The organism is Ketogulonicigenium vulgare WSH-001, from assembly GCF_000223375.1.
Taxonomy (GTDB): Bacteria; Pseudomonadota; Alphaproteobacteria; order Rhodobacterales; family Rhodobacteraceae; genus Ketogulonicigenium; species Ketogulonicigenium vulgare.
In genome coordinates, this window is the sequence record NC_017384.1 from 2,112,819 (window position 1) to 2,128,678 (window position 15,860).

Genomic DNA, 15,860 nt, shown 5'->3' on the forward strand with positions numbered 1-15,860 from the left:
CGCATATGAAACGATCTTCCCGCCTGATGCCCCTCACCATTGGCCTGACCGTCAGCGCCTTTGCACTGGCCGCCTGCCGTCCCGAAGTGACCGAGATGGACGCCCAGTTGTTCCCCGACGCGAATGCCTGCTATGCCGCCGCTGACGCCGGTGGCAGCAGCATCCTGCGCAGTGACTGCGACACCGCCGCGACCGAGGCGCAGGCCATGCACGAGGCGAACGCGCCCCGCTATGACGCGCTGGCGACCTGCGAGGCGGAATATGGCGCGGGGAACTGCACCGATACGGCGCAGAATTCAGGCGGTGGCATGGGCAGTTTCTTTATGCCGCTGCTGATGGGTTACATGATGGGCAATATGCTGTCGGGTGGTCGCAACGCCAGCCAGCCGATCTATTCACAGGCTTCGGGCGGGTATACGACATCGGATCGCAGCAGCACATTTGCGAATAATTCCGGCAATACCCGTGTGAATGCCGCCAGCTTTTCGAATGCTGCCAGCGGTCAAAGCGTCCGCAACACCGGCAATACCAGTGCCCGCCCCGCAGCGGCCCCGATGAGCCAATCGACCGTACGTTCAACTGGCGGTTTTGGTGGATCGGCCAGCAGCGGCGGCTTTGGGGGCTGATTTGCGCAAGCACGTGGCCCTACAGCCCGCGGATCTGGTGCCCGATGGGTTGATCAGCCCCGCGGATGCGGCCGCGCTGCGTCCTGTCACAGAGACGTTCCGGATGCGCATCACGCCGCAGATGCGCACTGCCATCACACGCGCGGATGATGGCGTGGGCTTGCAATTCGTCCCTGACCGTCGCGAGTTGAACGTGCTGCCGTCTGAGCTGACCGATCCCATCGGCGACGGTGCCCATTCCCCGACCAAGGGCATCACGCATCGCTATCCCGACCGCGTCATTTTCCACGTCACGCAGGTCTGCGAAGTCTATTGCCGGTTTTGCTTTCGCCGCGAGGTCGTCGGCGAAAACGGCGTGCTGCCCGCCGGTGATGTCGCCGCCGCGCTGGATTACATCCGCCGCACCCCCGCGATTAACGAGGTGATCTTGACCGGCGGCGACCCTCTCAGCCTGTCGCCGCGCCGCTTGCACGAAATTACCACCGCGCTGGCCGCGATCCCGCATGTCGGGCTGATGCGCATCCATACCCGCGTGCCGGTCGTCGCGCCAAACCGCATCACGCCCGAGATGATCGCCGCCCTGACCGCGCCGGGTTTGCAGACATGGCTGGTGCTGCATACGAACCATCCGCAAGAATTCATCCCCGAGGCGGTTGCCGCGCTCGATCTGCTCCGCACCGCTGGTGTGCCGCTGCTGTCGCAATCTGTGCTGTTGCGCGGTGTGAATGATTCTGTTGCGGTGCTGAAAAGCCTGTTCACCACCCTGCTGCGGCTGGGCGTGAAACCCTATTACCTGCATCACTGCGATCTGGCGCGTGGCACATCGCATTACCGCACCACGATCGCGGCGGGACGCGCGCTGATGCGGGCCTTGCGCGGGCAAATATCGGGGTCGGCGCTGCCGACCTATGTGCTGGATATTCCCGGCGGTTTTGGCAAGGTGCCGATCACCGCTGATTATTTCGACGGCGGCGCAGATGGGCGCTGGCAAGTGACCGATCCGAACGGCGGCACACATATCTACCACGACCCAGAATGAAAAAGGCCGCCCCAAGGGGCGGCCTTTGGCCTAAAGTCCCGAAGGATTAGAAGCTATAGACCAGACCAACGTTCACGGTGTGCAGTTGGGTGGTGTCGGTGGTGTAACGGCCGCCCGAACCGGTCAGGTTTTCGCGGTCATAGTCGTTGTAGACATACAGGCCGCGCACAGCCCAGGTGTCATTCAGGGCGTGCTCGACACCCAGACCAGCGGTCAGACCGTTCTGGCTGACGGTTTCGTCCAGCGTGATCGCGCCGTTCAGGACGTAGTCATATTCGACAGCCGAGTAGCCGAGGAAGCCGTAAACCAGCGTGGTCGGGGTCACTTCGTAACCCAGGGTCGCACGCAGCGCAGCTTCCCAGTTCAGCTCTTTGGTGCCGGTCGAGGCAGCAGGAATCGGGCCAGCATAGCTGATGTCATCCGAGACATCGCCGAAACGGACGCTGACTTCCGGACCAAAGACCCATTTGCCGCTGTTCCAACGGTAACCACCGAAGATCGCAGCGCTGGGACCAGCGAGTTCAAATTCGCCGATGTCACCCAGGAAAGTGCCAGCGGGCGTGTGAACGCCAACGCGGTCATCTTCCGAGAAGGTGTAGCCCAGCGAAGCACCGACATATGCACCGGTAAAGCGGGTTGCAGCCGCCGGAGCGACGACAGGAACAACCACAACGGGTTCGACGACTTCAGCCGTCAGACCGCCTGCGGAAGCCGTATTTGCGGCAACAAGAGCAACCATAGCGGTTGCAGCGAAGTAACGATTCATTTTCATATTGGACACCTGTGACTTGGGTTTCATTTGTTATCGGGTTGGGATGGACAACCCGCTCAGCCTTCGCCTCATTCTTCGCGATTATGCCGCCATAGTTAACAAATGGTTAACGAAATTTAGAAGATTAATACCAAATTAACGGCATGGGCTTAATTTTGCGGCCTATTTAACAGAAATGCACGCTAAAAATATAATAAAAGGCCGCATAAACGCGGCCTTTGTGGCTTTTATACATCTATGCCCCGGCGGGTTTAGAAGCTGAAGTTCACACCGATATTCACGCTGTGGAAGTCAGGTGTCGGGCGTGTGTGCTGGTTAATGGCGGGATCAACCAGATTCTTGCCCTCGTAACCGGCATATTCGTATTCGCCGAACAGCGACCAATTATCGTTCAGCGCATATTCCGCGCCAAGGCCTGCATTCACACCGCCAAAGTTAACGGTTTCAGCCACATTGATCGCACCCGCGACGTCATACTCGACCTCGGCATAGGTGTAGCCGACAAAACCATACAGCAGCAGGCTCGGCGTCACAGTATAACCCAGATTGCCGCGCAGCGCGGCTTCCCAGTTCACGGTGCTAGAGCCGGTGCTGGTGCCCGTCAGCTCGGCGTCGATGCCGCCGCCGCGCACACGCAGCGTGGGACCATAAACCAGATTGCCATTCGCCCAACGATAACCGGCTTGCAAGATGGCGGCGCCACCTTCCAGATCCAAGTCGCCCAGAACGCCTGTCAGCAGGTTTGTGGTTTGATCGACCATGCCAACGCGGTCATCGCTGCTGACCACATGGCCATAGCCCAGACCGACATAACCACCAGCAAAGCGGTTCGTCAGTACCGGCGCAACCGGGATGACGACAGGCGCTTCAACGATCTCTTGCGACAGGCCGCCAGCGACGGCCGTATTTACTGAACCAACCGAGGCTGCGACCACAGCACTCGCGACGATAAACTTCTTGATCATTTGGATCTCCGTCGAACGAAATTAACACCATTGCCGCGACGCATCAGCGCCCCGCAGATGCGAATTTATTAACAGATGGCGACTGTCTTGCGAGGAGTATTATCGGACATAGATCGTCTATGCGACTGATTTACAACAATTAGATGACTCGGCATGAACAAAATCAAGACGTTAGATACGCTAGGTAAATTAACCATTTCTACATTTTCCACGTGCTCACCCCCGAAAACAAACACCCCCGCCTGCGCGACCTCGTGAAAGAGACCGTGCAAGCGGGGGTGTGATGGAATCACTCTGGTATTGGCGCGATCAGCCGATGATGTGGGCGACGATCATCTCTGCGGCGTCTTCGGCAGAAATCGCGGTCGTATCAACATGCAGATCAGGGCTTTCAGGTGCCTCATAGGGGCTATCGATACCGGTGAAATTCTTGAGCTGCCCGGCCCGCGCCTTGCGATACAGCCCCTTTACATCGCGGCTTTCAGCAACGGCCAGAGGCGTGTCGATAAAGACCTCGATGAACGTTCCAGCGGGCAGCATGTCGCGCACCATCTGCCGCTCGTTGCGGAAGGGCGAGATGAATGCCGTCAGCACAATCAATCCGGATTCGACCATCAGCTTGCCCACCTCGCCGACGCGGCGGATGTTCTCCACCCGGTCGGCGTCGGAAAAGCCCAGATCGCGGTTCAGCCCGTGGCGCACGTTATCGCCGTCCAGCAAGAAGCTGTGCTTACCCAGAGCGAACAGCTTTTTCTCGACCATATTGGCGATGGTGGACTTGCCGGAACCGGACAGGCCGGTGAACCAGACCAGCTTGGGCTGTTGGCCCTTTTGCGCGGCATGGGCCTCGGCGTTGATATCCACCGATTGCCAGTGAATGTTCTGGGCGCGGCGCAGGCTAAAGTTGATCAGCCCCGCCCCGACCGTCGCATTCGTCGCCCGGTCGATCAGAATGAACGAACCCAGCGTTTTATTGTCGCCAAAGGGCGCGAAGGTGATCTGCCGATCGGTCGAGATATTGCACACACCGATCGAGTTCAGCCCCAGCGTTTTCGCCGCCAGACGCTCCATCGTGTTCACGTTCACCTCGTATTTCGGCTCGGTGATCGTGACGGCGGCCTGTTGGGTGCCGAGCTTCATAATATAGGGACGGCCCGGCAGCATCGCAGCCTCGTCCATCCAGATGATCGTGCTTTCAAACTGGTCGGCGGTCTCGGCCGGCGCCAGCGCGGTCGAGATGACATCCCCGCGCGAGCAGTCGATCTCGTCATTCAGCGTCAGACATACCGATTGACCCGCAACGGCCAGATCCAGATTGCCGTCAAAGGTGACGATCTCTTTCACCGTCGATTCGCGGCCCGAGGGCTGCACACGGACGCGGTCGCCGGGGCGCACCGCGCCTGCGGCGATCAGGCCGGTAAAGCCGCGGAAATCCAGATTCGGGCGATTCACCCATTGCACCGGCATGCGGAAGGGCTTTTCTTGCGATGTATCGCCCAGCGGCACCGTCTCTAGATGCGCGATCAGCGTCGGGCCCTGATACCACGGCATCGCGCTGGATTTTTCGACGATATTATCGCCCTTAAGACCCGATATCGGCACGGGGACAAAGGAATTCAGCCCGATGGATTCAGCAAAGGCGCTGTAATCTGCAACAATCTGGTGGAAGGTCGCGGCACTATAATCAACCAGATCCATCTTGTTGATCGCCAGCACGACATTCGGAATGCCCAGCAGCTTGACCAGATAAGAATGGCGCCGCGTCTGCGTCAGCACGCCTTTGCGCGCATCAATCAAAATAACGGCCAAATCGGCGGTCGAGGCGCCGGTCGCCATATTGCGGGTATATTGTTCATGGCCCGGGGTATCGGCGACGATGAACTTGCGCTTGTCGGTGGTAAAGAACCGATAAGCCACGTCGATGGTGATGCCCTGTTCGCGCTCGGCGGCGAGGCCATCCACCAGCAGTGCAAAGTCAATATCCTGCCCTTGCGTGCCGACGTTCTTTGAATCGCTTTCCAGCGCCGCAAGCTGATCTTCAAAGATCATTTTGCTATCATACAGCAACCGCCCGATCAGCGTCGATTTCCCATCATCGACCGAGCCGCAGGTGATAAAGCGCAGCAGCGATTTATGCTGATGCTGGCTAAGATAGGCATCGATGTCTTCGGCGATCAGGCGGTCCGCCTCATAGGCATGGCTTTTCACGTCGTCGGTCATCAGAAGTAACCCTCTTGCTTCTTCTTCTCCATCGAGGCGGATTGGTCATGGTCAATCGCCCGTCCCTGCCGTTCCGATGTCGTGGTCAGCAGCATTTCCTGAATGACCTCGGAGAGCGTAGCCGCCGTCGATTCTACTGCTCCGGTCAGCGGATAGCATCCCAAGGTGCGGAACCGGATCGAACGCTCGACCACTTCCTCGCCTTCGCGGAACTGGAAACGTTCATCGTCGATCATCAGCAGCATACCGTCGCGCTCGACCGTCGGGCGCGGCGCCGAGAAGTACAGCGGCACAAGGTCGATCTGCTCGAGCTGGATATATTGCCAGATATCAAGCTCGGTCCAGTTCGAGATCGGAAAGACGCGGATCGATTCGCCCTTCTTCTTTTGGGTATTATAAAGGTTCCACAGCTCGGGCCGCTGCGCCTTTGGCTCCCAGCGGTGCTGTGCGGTGCGGAAAGAAAAAACACGCTCTTTCGCGCGGGACTTTTCCTCGTCGCGGCGCGCGCCGCCGAATGCAACGTCGAATTTATAATGATCCAGCGCCTGCTTTAGCCCTTCGGTCTTCCACATGTCGGTATGCAGGCCGCCATGTTCAAAAGGGTTAATGCCTTTGGCCTTCGCCTCGGGGTTTTGATGCACCAACAGGGTCATCCCCGCCTTGGCGGCAGCGGCTTCGCGCATGTCATACATGGCGCGGAACTTCCACGTCGTATCAACATGCAATAGCGGGAAAGGCGGCGGCGCGGGATAAAAGGCTTTGCGCGCCAAATGCAGTAAAACCGACGAATCCTTGCCGATTGAATACAGCATCACGGGGTTTTCTGCCGTCGCAACCACTTCGCGCATGATATGGATGCTTTCGGCTTCCAATCGTTGCAGGTGGGTTAATTGGACGGCAGATAAAGTTTCAGCTTTAGGTTTGACGGCAGTATCTTGGGCATGAGTCATTGACGTGATCCAATGGTCTGGCACGGCGCTGTGCTATCCCTCTTTGGTTAGCCGTTAATCCTTGCAAGTGGTAGAATTAATTACCAACATTTTGCGTCAAAGCGGCATGAAGCTTTCCCTGTGCCTGTTCCAGTCGCAGCTTTGCCTCTGCGGCATCAATGGATGACAGCAACATGACGACAGCCACCTTGATGGACCCCTCGGCGGCGGCGAGGGCTGCGGTTGCGTCCCGCAGGCTTGCATCCGCCAATTCTGCCACCATCCGTTCGGCCCGGGCCTGCAATTTGATATTGGTCGGTCGCATCTCGACCATGCGGCCGCGATAGACATAGCCCATGCGGATAAAGATGCCGGTCGACAGGCAGGTCAGCAGCGCCTTTTGCGCCGTGCCCGCCTTCATACGGGTCGAGCCTGCGATCACCTCGGCCCCGGTCGCCCCCAGCAGCGGAAAACGCGCCACCTCGCCCAGTTTGCCAAAAACGTTGTTATAGACCGAGATCGTCACCGCCCCGAGGGAATTGGCGTAATCCAGACCCGCGATGACAAAAGGCGTATTCCCCGATGCGGCAACCCCGATCACAACATCATGCGCACCCAGGTTCAGCGCCTTCAACGCCTCGACCGATTCCGTGGTGCTGTCCTCGGCACCCTCAACGGCATGGGTGATCGCCTTTGGCCCACCTGCCATGACTGCAATCGCGCGCTCATATGGCCAACTAAAGGTCGGCGGCAGCTCTGCCGCATCCAGCGTCGCAAGGCGGCCCGATGTGCCCGCCCCCAGATAGATCAGCCGCCCGCCCGCCAGCAGCGACTCTGCGGCTGCATCAATCGCGGCGGTCAGTTGCGGTTTCGCCGCGCCGATCGCGGCAATCGCGGCCATCTGCCCCTCGATCATCGCATCGACAACCTCGGCGGTTGGCCAGTTTTCAATCGCGCCAAAGCGGTGGGCAAAGGATTCGGTGGTGCTGTTGGTCATGCTGGCCTCTGATCAGTTCTGCGCCGCGGCGCGGGCAATGCGCGCGGCTTGCAGCGCGGCATCAATAGTGGGGAATTGCAGGTCATATCCGGGCAAGGCGCGTTCAACCTCGGCCCGGATCGAAGGGTGCAGGCGCATGACGCCGCCGACAAAGCCGATGGGCGCCGGGCCCGCGCGATCCACCAGCGCACGCGCCAGACGGGCAAGCTCTTGCCCCGCGCGCATCATCATATCCATCGCAATCGGATCGCCTGCATGGGCCGCCTCGGCCACGGCGATGGCCAGCGTGCCGATCTGGCCACGGTCACGGCCATAGACAAAGGCGCGCGTTGCGTCCCATTCGGCCCCGCCCATGGCCGCAAACAGCTTGTCCGCCAGAATTTCAGCGCCCTTTGGCGCGCCGCATTCGTCGATCAGCCGATAAAGCCGGTCCAGCGCGCGCAGCCCGATCCATGTGCCCGAGCCGCCATCGTCAATCATAATCCCGCGCCCGCCAACCGCGATGCGCTCGCCGTCCTTGAACGTGAGGCCGATCGAGCCTGTCCCGGCGGACACAATATGCCCACCACCATTTGGAAAGGCCGCGTGCCAGGCCAGCACCATATCATTGGAATAGGAAAAGGCGCCCTCGCCAATCCGAAAAGCCAGCTTCACCTGTTCGTCCAGCGCGGCATGGCGGTTAAACCCCGCGCCGGTGATGCCCAGATGCACATAAGACAGCGGCCCCGGCGAGCCTTCGCGCACCGCCTCCATCGCGCCGACAAAGGCGGCGAGGCTGGCCGCATCATAGATGAGGCCCGTGGCCCCATCCGTGCGGCCACGCGTGACCTCGTCTCCATTGGCGTCGATGACGACCCAGCGCGTGCCGGTGCCCCCAACGTCGATACCCAGATAGTAGCCCAATTCAGCCCTCATCCTTCAGGCACCGCGTCTTGGGGGCGCGATGCTTAACCTTGCTGTAGTTCCTGCACGAAGCTGCGGGTGATTTCGCGCGGGTTGGTAATCATGGTGCCCACGACAACGCCATAAGCGCCCGCCTGCAAACCACTGGCCGCAAGTGCGGGTGTGTTATAGCGCCCCTCGGCAATCACCGGGATCGACAGGGCTTGCGACAGCCTGCGCACCAGTTCCAGATCCGGCCCGGCCCCGCGGGTGCCCTGCGTCTCGGCGGTATAGCCCGCAAGCGTGGTCGCGATGATATCCGCGCCCGCCGCGGCGGCGGCAACGCCTTCGTCGAAGGTCGAGATATCGGCGAAGGCGAGTTTACCATGCGCGTGGATACGCTCTAAAATCGCCTCGACCGGGTCGCCCTTGGGGCGCGCGCGGAAGGTGGCGTCATAGGCGATGATATCCGCCCCTGCCTCGACCAGCGCGTCGACCGCCCCCAGCATTGGTGTGATGTAAACAGGATCGTGGTCGAACATTTTGAAAATGCCGATCACCGGCAGATGCGTGACCGCTTTGATGGCCGAGATATCCTCGACCCCATTGACGCGTAGCGCCACCGCGCCGCCATCTTCGGCGGCTTCCGCCATGGCCGCCATAAAGACGGGGCCATGCAAAGGATTATCGGCGCGGGCCTGACAGGAAACGATCAGCCCGCCCTTTTGAAACAGTGTCATTTAACGGCTCCGGATGTCATGCCGTTGATGAACTGCTTTGACAGCAGAATGTAAAGGATGGTGATGGGCGCGGCGGCCAGCGTCAGACCCGCGAAAAGCGCACCGTAATTGGTCGAATATTCGCCCATAAAGGTCGTCATGCCCTGCGGCAGCGTCTTTAGCGCGTCATTTTGGACGAAAACCAGCGGGAAGAAAAAATCGTTCCAGATCGGCACGACGTTATAGATGCCGGCGATCACCATGGCGGGACGGCACAGCGGAATCATCACCGACCACATGATCCGCGCCTCGGATGCGCCATCCATACGGGCGGCGTCCTCCAGTTCGCGCGGCAGGGTGCGGATAAAGCCGGTCAGGATGAACACGGTCGAGGGCAGCCCCATCGCGACATAGATCGCGATCAGCGACCAATGCGTGTTGATGATGCCAAGGTCGCGAAACAGAATGAACAGCGGGATGATCGCCAGTTTCAACGGCAGCATCAGCCCCGCCATAAAGAACAGCAGCACAAAGGCGTTGCCCTTGAAATCATAGCGCGCGATCGCATAGGCGGCCATCATCCCCAGCGACAGGATCAGCGCCATCGACACGCCCGTCACAAAGACCGAATTCCACAGGTAACGCAGGAAATTCGACCGCGTCATAATGGTCGCGAAATTCGCCAGATCCGTGAAATTCGGGATGCCGAACGGGTCCTGAAAGATCTGCATATTCGTCTTGAACGCCGACATCACCATGATGATGACAGGCGCCAGCATCAGGATCGAATTGGCGATCAGAATGATCTGGATCAGCCCGTCACGGCCGAATGTCGCCAGAATGCCGCGGTTGCCGGTGATGGGGGCGGCACTCATACTTCGATCTCCCGCTTGCGCAGATGCATAGTCCAGATGGTGGCGAAAACGGCGATGAACAGGAACATCAGCACCGCAAGGGCGGACCCCAGCCCGAATTGTTGCGTCGCGGACGACACGTTCCCGAAGGCAGTGCGATAGAACATCAACCCCAGCACGTCGGACGAGCCATAGGGCGAGCCCTCAAGGCCGACCATAATGTAGGGCAGTTCGAAAAAGTTGAAGGCGCCGATGAACAGCAACACGAAAACGATGGTGGCCGAGGGCGCGATCAGCGGCCAGATGATCTTGCGGATCAGGGTCACTTCGCTGTCCGTCTCCATCCGCGCGGCATCCAGCAATTCAGAGGGGATGCGCTGCAGACCGGCCAGAAACACCAGCGTCGGAAAGCCGACCCAGGCCCAAGCGTTGACGAAAATCAGCGCAGGCAGCGCGGTTTCGGCCTGCCCCAGCCAGGGCTGCGCCAACGCATCAAGGCCTACCGATTTCAGCAATTGGTTCACGACGCCAAAGATCGGGTGAAAGAACAGCTTCCACAGATAGCCGATGATGACCGTCGATAGCACCACTGGCAAAAAGACCGCAACGCGGTGGAACCGCGCGCCGGGCAATTCGCGCCACAGGCAATAGGCCAGCACGAAGCCCAGACCGTTCTGGATCACCATCAGCGCGACAAAGACGATGATATTGTTGCGAAACGCATTCCACAGCGTGCCGGAATAGACGGGATCGAACAGGATCGTCGCGAAATTTTGCAAGCCGACGAAATCGCCCCGCCGCAGCCCGTTCCAGTCAAAGAACGCATAGGCAAAGGCCGACAGGATCGGATAAATCACGAACAGCCCCATCACGGCCATCGGCGGCACCAAAAGGAAGGTGATCCACATGCCCCGCCCCGTCAGCCGCAGGCCGGATCGCCGCGGGGCAATCGTCGTCAAATCAGGTGCAGTGGACATGGGGATTTCCGGCGGCGAGAGGGAGGAGGCAGCGGGCTGACGCATCAGCCCGCCAAGGCATTATTGCTGGAAGGGCGCATACCAAGCGGCAAGGCCGGTGGTGATGGCTTGGCCTGCGCCCGCGGCGTCGATCTGGCCTGCGAACATGCGCTGAACCTCGGCTTGCAGCAGCACCGAACCGGTCGGCTCGCCAAAGCGGAAGTTGGTCAGCATGATGTAGGGCACCGAACTTTGGTTCAGATCCGAAACGCGTTGCAGCATCGGATTTTCAAAGGTCACACCCGGAATGGGGGTGATATTGCCCAGCTCGTTCGCGAATTTCTGGCCAAATTCAACGGTGGTCAGATAGTTCAGGAAGGTCAGCACGGCCTCGGGATGTTCAGTCGTCGCGTTACCCGCATAACCGCCGTCATAATAGACGCCGACCAGCTTGGGATCTTCGGCCGCAAGGCCCGGGGCAGCAAAGACGCCAACCTCGATATCAGGGTTCTGCGCAAGGAAGTTCGCCACCTCATACGAGCCACCCGCGAACATGCCCGCAAGGCCCGAAGTGAACAGCAGTTGCGAGGCCGCATAGTCCAGACCCGTGAACCCATCGGGGAAATAGGCCGAAATCTCTTGCAGCTTTTCCAGACCGCCGACATAGCGCGGATCGGTGAAATCGGCATTTCCGGCCAGCAGGTCGTCGTAGAAATCCTTGCCAATGACCGATGCGATGATCGCAGTGGCGATGGTTTCAGCCTGCCATGCGGTGCCGGTGCCATTGCCGAATGCGAACAGGCCCGCGGCCTTCAGCGCCTCGGATGTGGCGATCAGATCGTCCCAGGTCTGCGGCTCGGACAGGCCCATCTGGTCGAACAGGCCCTTGTTATACAGGATGAATTGCGTTTGCGAGGCGAAGGGCACGGCATATAGCGTCTCGTCCGAACGCAGCGTCTCGGCGGCCAGCGCCGATTCGGGGAAGCCCGCAACGCCCGGCACGCTTTCGGTTGACAGCGGCATCAGATAGCCACCCGAGGCGACCATTTCCAAACCGCCATGCGCGCGTACCATCATCACATCGGGGCCAGCATCGCCCGCCAGCGCGGTCGACAGGATCGTGTTATAATTCGTCGCCTCAAAGGTCTCGAAATTCACGGTGATGCCGGGGTTCGCGGCTTCGAAATCGCTGATGATATCCTCATAGACGGCGCGGTCTTCCTGACGCCAGCTCCAGAAGCTTAACTCTTGCGCGAAGGCGGGGGCGGCGGCGGAAAAGCCGACTAAAGCGATCGCAGTCGTGCGAAACAGGTTCTTCATGGTTCCTCCGGTTGGGTTTGGCGCTTTTGCGCCTTTTTAGATCTTATTCGATCACAGCCTTTGGCCGCTTTCGCCGTCAAAGAAATGCACCGCAGCCGCAATGGGGCGCAGGGTGATGCGCTCGCCCGGACGCTCGGGGCGCGGCGCAGGATCGGTGCGGGCGCTGACCAGCGTGCCATCGCCAAGGCGGGCGTAGACATAGGCGTCATTGCCCAAATATTCGGAATAGACGAATTCGGCACCAAAGCCCTGACCGCCCTGCGCAATTTCAAAGGCATCGGGGCGTACGCCCAGTGTGACTTCTGTGCCGCTGGCAGGTGCGCCGGGCAGCTCGACCGCGCCGCTGCCTGCGACGGCAAAGGCATCGCCCTTCCGCGTCGCGCGGATCAGCGTCATGCGGGGCGAGCCGATAAAGGTCGCAACAAACGTATTGGCCGGACGTTCATATAGCTCGCGCGGCGCGCCGACCTGTTCAATGCGGCCCGCATTCATCACCACGATCTTATCGGCCAGCGTCATCGCCTCGACCTGATCATGGGTGACATAGATCATGGTGCCGCCGATATCCTCGTGCAGCTTGGCAATTTCCAGCCGCACATCGGATCGCAGCGCCGCATCAAGGTTCGACAGCGGCTCGTCCAGCAAAAACACTTCGGGCTTGCGCGTCAGGGCGCGGCCAATGGCGACACGCTGGCGCTGGCCGCCCGACAACTCGCGCGGCTTGCGCTTGAGCAGCGGCTCAAGGCGCAGCATCCGCGCGGCTTCTTGGATACGGCGATCAACCTCGTCCTTATCCAGACCTTGCAGGCGCGCACCAAAGGCCATGTTTTCATAGACATCCATATGCGGGTAAAGCGCATAGGACTGGAACACCATCGCAATGCCGCGCCTTGACGGCGGCACATCCCGCATCGAGGCGCCGTTCAGCAAAAACTCACCGCTGGTCATATCATCAAGGCCGGCGATCATCCGCAGCAGGGTCGACTTGCCGCAACCCGAAGGCCCCACGAAGACCACCAGCTCGCGGTCGCCGATTTCAAGGTCGATGCCGCGCAGCACTTCGGTGCCTTTGAAGTTCTTGCGCACATCTCGCAGCGATAGCTGGGCCATTCTTCTCTCCGGCGGTTGTTTGGTCGTTGTAATACCAATTTCAGCCACAGGTCAAATAAACATGCCAGATGAAGGCCGGATACTATAAATTTGCCTGATTATTACGCATCACCCCCTTATATCATGCCAAATATGACAAGAATCCCCCAAACGCCTCGCCATTCGCGATAAAATGGTATTGTATTGGTATTGCAACCTGCGGGCAGAGCAATGAATTACGACGACCTGAACAGCGCCATGGCCAGCCAAAGCGCGGATAGCGCGCTCTATCTGCGCCTTGCCCGCGCGATCCGTGATCTGGTGCGCGATGGCCGCCTGCATCCGGGCGATCCGCTGCCACCCGAACGCGATCTGGCCAGCAATACCGGCGTCAGCCGTGTGACCGTGCGCAAAGCCCTGGCGCAGTTGATCGCCACACAAGAAATCAGCAGCCAACAGGGATCGGGCAATTTCATCACCCAAGCCCCCGCGACCGAGCCGATGCAGGTCGGCAATCCGCTGCTGGGCGGGTCGGTCACCTTGCGCCAGGCGCGGCTGCCATCCTTTACCGAAGTGTTTCGCAATCGCGGACTTGCCGCCGAATCGATCTGGATGGCGCGCGCCTTGCACGCCCCCACGACCGAGGAATTGATGACCCTCGGCCTTGATCTGTCGGAAAAGGTCGCGCGGCTGGAACGCGTGCGCTGGCTGGATGGTCGCCCGATCGGGGTCGAGCGCAGCTCGCTGCCCGCCTCGATCCTGCCTGACCCGATGGCGGTGACCGATTCGCTTTATGCACAGTTGGACGCGCTGGGGGCCGCGCCCGTGCGGGCGATCCAACGGATTTCGGCGGCGAACATCACCCCGCGCGATGCGGCGACATTGGGCATCTTGCCCGGCGCCGCCGTCCTGCGGATCGAGCGCACTGCCTATCTGCAATCAGGACGCGTGGCCGAACTGTCGCGCGCGATCTATCGCGCCGATGCGTACGACGTGGTGACGGAACTTAAATCCGTGCCTTGACCAGCAGCGGCGCGATATCCTGCGCCACTTGCCAGGTCTGGCTGCGGATATCGGGCACGGCGGTAATCTCCCAAAACGCCGAGCGCGTGACCGGGCCCACCGCCAGAATATGCGCGGCGGATGTACCATCCTTGCCCCGCAGGTGGCAGTCGGCGTCAACATCGGGGCTGATCCCCAACGGATCGACGCGCAGCACACCTTGCCCGAACAGATCCGCCATCAGCGGGCTGGCATGGGCGGCGGGATCATTGCGGATGCCGCGACAGTCGATGATCGCGGCGGCAGGCAGCGAAATCTCGTCCCTTTGGCCGCGCGGGCGCAGGCGGGCGATCACCTGCCCTGCCGAGCGCTCGGCCCCCAGATAGGCGGCACGCAACTGGGTCAACTGCCCGCGCGCCATCGCCGCCGAGATCGTCGTGTCCGAGGCCTCGGGGATACGATGGCGGTGCACATCCCACCAGACATCCGCATGTTTCAAAAGCCGCTTGCGCGCTGCAAGGTCGAGGCTGGCCCAGATGCGGCGCACATAGGGGCGAATGCCGTCCACCGCATCGCGCCATGTGCCGCCCTGCGCCTCGGCCCGTCGCGCCTGTGCGCGGGCAAAGGCGAAAAGTTGGCTGGCTGTGCCGCCAAATGGTACATCACTTTCAGCGATCTCCAGCGGCGCGGCCGGGCGGTGCGGGCGCGGCATCTGACCCCGGCGCGAAACGGTCACAATTGGACCACGGTGGCCCGACTTCAACAGCGACAGCACCTGATCCACCATCGACAGGCCCGATCCGATGATCACCACGCGACCCTCTTGATCATCGACCGACACGTTGTCCCATGCGCTAGCGGCCAACCCGTCGCCCGTGCCGGGCACCACATGCCCCGTCGCCAGCACGGCACGATCCGCCACAAGGCTTGCGCCATCATCCAGCCGCGCGACAACGCCTGCCGCCCCCTCGCGCAGCGCGACGGCCCGCGCGCGCCGCCAGATCAGCCGCCCATCCGCCAAAGGCGCGGCCACCAGATCCGCCAGATAGGCCCCGTAAACCATGCGCGGCACAAAGCTGTGGTCATCATAGCCCGCATAGGCGGGGCGCGCCGCCAGCCAGTCGGCGAAGTGATGCGGCTGGTCGGGAAAGGCGCTCATATTATGGACGCGGGTGTTCAGCAGGTGGTCGGGATCGGTCGTCGCATAGGCGATGCCCTGACCCAGAGCCACCGTCGGCTCGACGATCGTGACCGCACCCTTTGGCGCATCGCCCATGTGATGCAGCACATGCGCCGCCAGCAAAACGCCGCTTGCGCCGCCGCCAATGATCAGCAGGGCAGTCTTGGCATCTGCGCCCTCGGTCCGGTCGAGCATCTGAACATCCTTCATTCACGACAGCCTTTCGCACATTGATTGCCGATCAAAGACTAGCGTGCAAGCGCAAGTCTGGATAGTCGATAAGTATCGTCGTGATAAAATGGACGCCGCC

The 15,860-nt window shown here is 60.6% G+C and carries 15 protein-coding genes; 3 read left to right on the forward strand and 12 right to left on the reverse strand.

Going from position 1 to position 15,860, the window contains the following annotated elements; translation table 11 throughout:
- Window positions 1–5 precede the first annotated feature (5 nt).
- Window positions 6–626 carry a DUF1190 domain-containing protein gene (locus tag KVU_RS10500; protein ID WP_014537982.1) on the forward strand — a complete coding sequence of 207 codons (621 nt, stop codon included), beginning with the start codon at window positions 6–8 and terminating at the stop codon, window positions 624–626.
- 13 nt (window positions 627–639) lie between these two features.
- On the forward strand, window positions 640–1,665 hold the full coding sequence (locus tag KVU_RS10505) for a lysine-2,3-aminomutase-like protein (protein ID WP_060486315.1): 1,026 nt from the start codon (window positions 640–642) through the stop codon (window positions 1,663–1,665).
- Between the two features lie 46 nt (window positions 1,666–1,711).
- On the opposite strand, the gene KVU_RS10510 is transcribed toward KVU_RS10505, so the two are convergent.
- The 11 genes from KVU_RS10510 to KVU_RS10560 all read right to left on the reverse strand — a co-directional run bounded on the left by KVU_RS10510 (window position 1,712) and on the right by KVU_RS10560 (window position 13,389).
- The gene (locus KVU_RS10510; RefSeq protein WP_013385209.1) at window positions 1,712–2,437 is read right to left on the reverse strand and encodes an outer membrane protein; all 726 of its coding nucleotides are present in this window, start codon (window positions 2,435–2,437) and stop codon (window positions 1,712–1,714) included.
- 251 nt (window positions 2,438–2,688) lie between these two features.
- Window positions 2,689–3,402, reverse strand: a complete 714-nt coding sequence (locus tag KVU_RS10515) for an outer membrane protein (RefSeq protein WP_013385210.1) — start codon at window positions 3,400–3,402, stop codon at window positions 2,689–2,691.
- 309 nt (window positions 3,403–3,711) lie between these two features.
- The gene (gene cysN, locus KVU_RS10520) at window positions 3,712–5,622 is read right to left on the reverse strand and encodes a sulfate adenylyltransferase subunit CysN (protein WP_013385211.1); all 1,911 of its coding nucleotides are present in this window, start codon (window positions 5,620–5,622) and stop codon (window positions 3,712–3,714) included.
- Window positions 5,622–6,572 carry a sulfate adenylyltransferase subunit CysD gene (gene cysD, locus KVU_RS10525; protein ID WP_013385212.1) on the reverse strand — a complete coding sequence of 317 codons (951 nt, stop codon included), beginning with the start codon at window positions 6,570–6,572 and terminating at the stop codon, window positions 5,622–5,624. The genes cysN and cysD overlap by 1 nt, the downstream gene beginning before the upstream one ends.
- A gap of 76 nt (window positions 6,573–6,648) precedes the next feature.
- On the reverse strand, window positions 6,649–7,548 hold the full coding sequence (locus KVU_RS10530) for an N-acetylmuramic acid 6-phosphate etherase (RefSeq protein ID WP_013385213.1): 900 nt from the start codon (window positions 7,546–7,548) through the stop codon (window positions 6,649–6,651).
- A 12-nt stretch (window positions 7,549–7,560) separates the two neighbouring features.
- Entirely contained in the window at window positions 7,561–8,463 is a 903-nt protein-coding gene (locus KVU_RS10535; protein ID WP_044008078.1) for an N-acetylglucosamine kinase, read from the reverse strand.
- A gap of 32 nt (window positions 8,464–8,495) precedes the next feature.
- Window positions 8,496–9,170, reverse strand: coding sequence for an N-acetylmannosamine-6-phosphate 2-epimerase (locus KVU_RS10540; RefSeq protein ID WP_013385215.1), 675 nt, complete (start codon window positions 9,168–9,170; stop codon window positions 8,496–8,498).
- Entirely contained in the window at window positions 9,167–10,024 is an 858-nt protein-coding gene (locus tag KVU_RS10545; RefSeq protein WP_013385216.1) for a carbohydrate ABC transporter permease, read from the reverse strand. The genes KVU_RS10540 and KVU_RS10545 overlap by 4 nt, the downstream gene beginning before the upstream one ends.
- On the reverse strand, window positions 10,021–10,980 hold the full coding sequence (locus KVU_RS10550; protein WP_013385217.1) for a carbohydrate ABC transporter permease: 960 nt from the start codon (window positions 10,978–10,980) through the stop codon (window positions 10,021–10,023). Before KVU_RS10550 ends, KVU_RS10545 begins: the two co-directional genes overlap by 4 nt.
- Window positions 10,981–11,040: 60 nt before the next feature.
- Window positions 11,041–12,279 carry an extracellular solute-binding protein gene (locus tag KVU_RS10555; protein ID WP_013385218.1) on the reverse strand — a complete coding sequence of 413 codons (1,239 nt, stop codon included), beginning with the start codon at window positions 12,277–12,279 and terminating at the stop codon, window positions 11,041–11,043.
- Window positions 12,280–12,330: 51 nt separating this feature from the next.
- Complete coding sequence (locus tag KVU_RS10560; protein ID WP_013385219.1) at window positions 12,331–13,389, reverse strand: ABC transporter ATP-binding protein; 1,059 nt, start codon at window positions 13,387–13,389, stop codon at window positions 12,331–12,333.
- 210 nt (window positions 13,390–13,599) lie between these two features.
- Between KVU_RS10560 and KVU_RS10565 the strand changes: the two genes are divergently transcribed.
- Window positions 13,600–14,391: a GntR family transcriptional regulator gene (locus KVU_RS10565; protein WP_013385220.1), complete on the forward strand. Its 792-nt coding sequence runs from the start codon at window positions 13,600–13,602 to the stop codon at window positions 14,389–14,391.
- Here KVU_RS10565 and KVU_RS10570 read toward each other — a convergent pair.
- Window positions 14,375–15,760, reverse strand: coding sequence for an FAD/NAD(P)-binding protein (locus KVU_RS10570; RefSeq protein WP_013385221.1), 1,386 nt, complete (start codon window positions 15,758–15,760; stop codon window positions 14,375–14,377). The genes KVU_RS10565 and KVU_RS10570 overlap by 17 nt on opposite strands.
- Between the last annotated feature and the right edge of the window lie 100 nt (window positions 15,761–15,860).

Coding starts and splice junctions, on each gene's coding strand:
- KVU_RS10500 (WP_014537982.1), top strand. CDS start 6: ATGAAACGATCTTCCCGCCTGATGCCCCTCACCATTGGCCTGACCGTC.
- KVU_RS10510 (WP_013385209.1), bottom strand. CDS start 2,437: ATGAAAATGAATCGTTACTTCGCTGCAACCGCTATGGTTGCTCTTGTT.
- KVU_RS10515 (WP_013385210.1), bottom strand. CDS start 3,402: ATGATCAAGAAGTTTATCGTCGCGAGTGCTGTGGTCGCAGCCTCGGTT.
- cysN (WP_013385211.1), bottom strand. CDS start 5,622: ATGACCGACGACGTGAAAAGCCATGCCTATGAGGCGGACCGCCTGATC.
- cysD (WP_013385212.1), bottom strand. CDS start 6,572: ATGACTCATGCCCAAGATACTGCCGTCAAACCTAAAGCTGAAACTTTA.
- KVU_RS10530 (WP_013385213.1), bottom strand. CDS start 7,548: ATGACCAACAGCACCACCGAATCCTTTGCCCACCGCTTTGGCGCGATT.
- KVU_RS10535 (WP_044008078.1), bottom strand. CDS start 8,463: ATGAGGGCTGAATTGGGCTACTATCTGGGTATCGACGTTGGGGGCACC.
- KVU_RS10540 (WP_013385215.1), bottom strand. CDS start 9,170: ATGACACTGTTTCAAAAGGGCGGGCTGATCGTTTCCTGTCAGGCCCGC.
- KVU_RS10545 (WP_013385216.1), bottom strand. CDS start 10,024: ATGAGTGCCGCCCCCATCACCGGCAACCGCGGCATTCTGGCGACATTC.
- KVU_RS10550 (WP_013385217.1), bottom strand. CDS start 10,980: ATGTCCACTGCACCTGATTTGACGACGATTGCCCCGCGGCGATCCGGC.
- KVU_RS10555 (WP_013385218.1), bottom strand. CDS start 12,279: ATGAAGAACCTGTTTCGCACGACTGCGATCGCTTTAGTCGGCTTTTCC.
- KVU_RS10560 (WP_013385219.1), bottom strand. CDS start 13,389: ATGGCCCAGCTATCGCTGCGAGATGTGCGCAAGAACTTCAAAGGCACC.
- KVU_RS10565 (WP_013385220.1), top strand. CDS start 13,600: ATGAATTACGACGACCTGAACAGCGCCATGGCCAGCCAAAGCGCGGAT.
- KVU_RS10570 (WP_013385221.1), bottom strand. CDS start 15,760: ATGAAGGATGTTCAGATGCTCGACCGGACCGAGGGCGCAGATGCCAAG.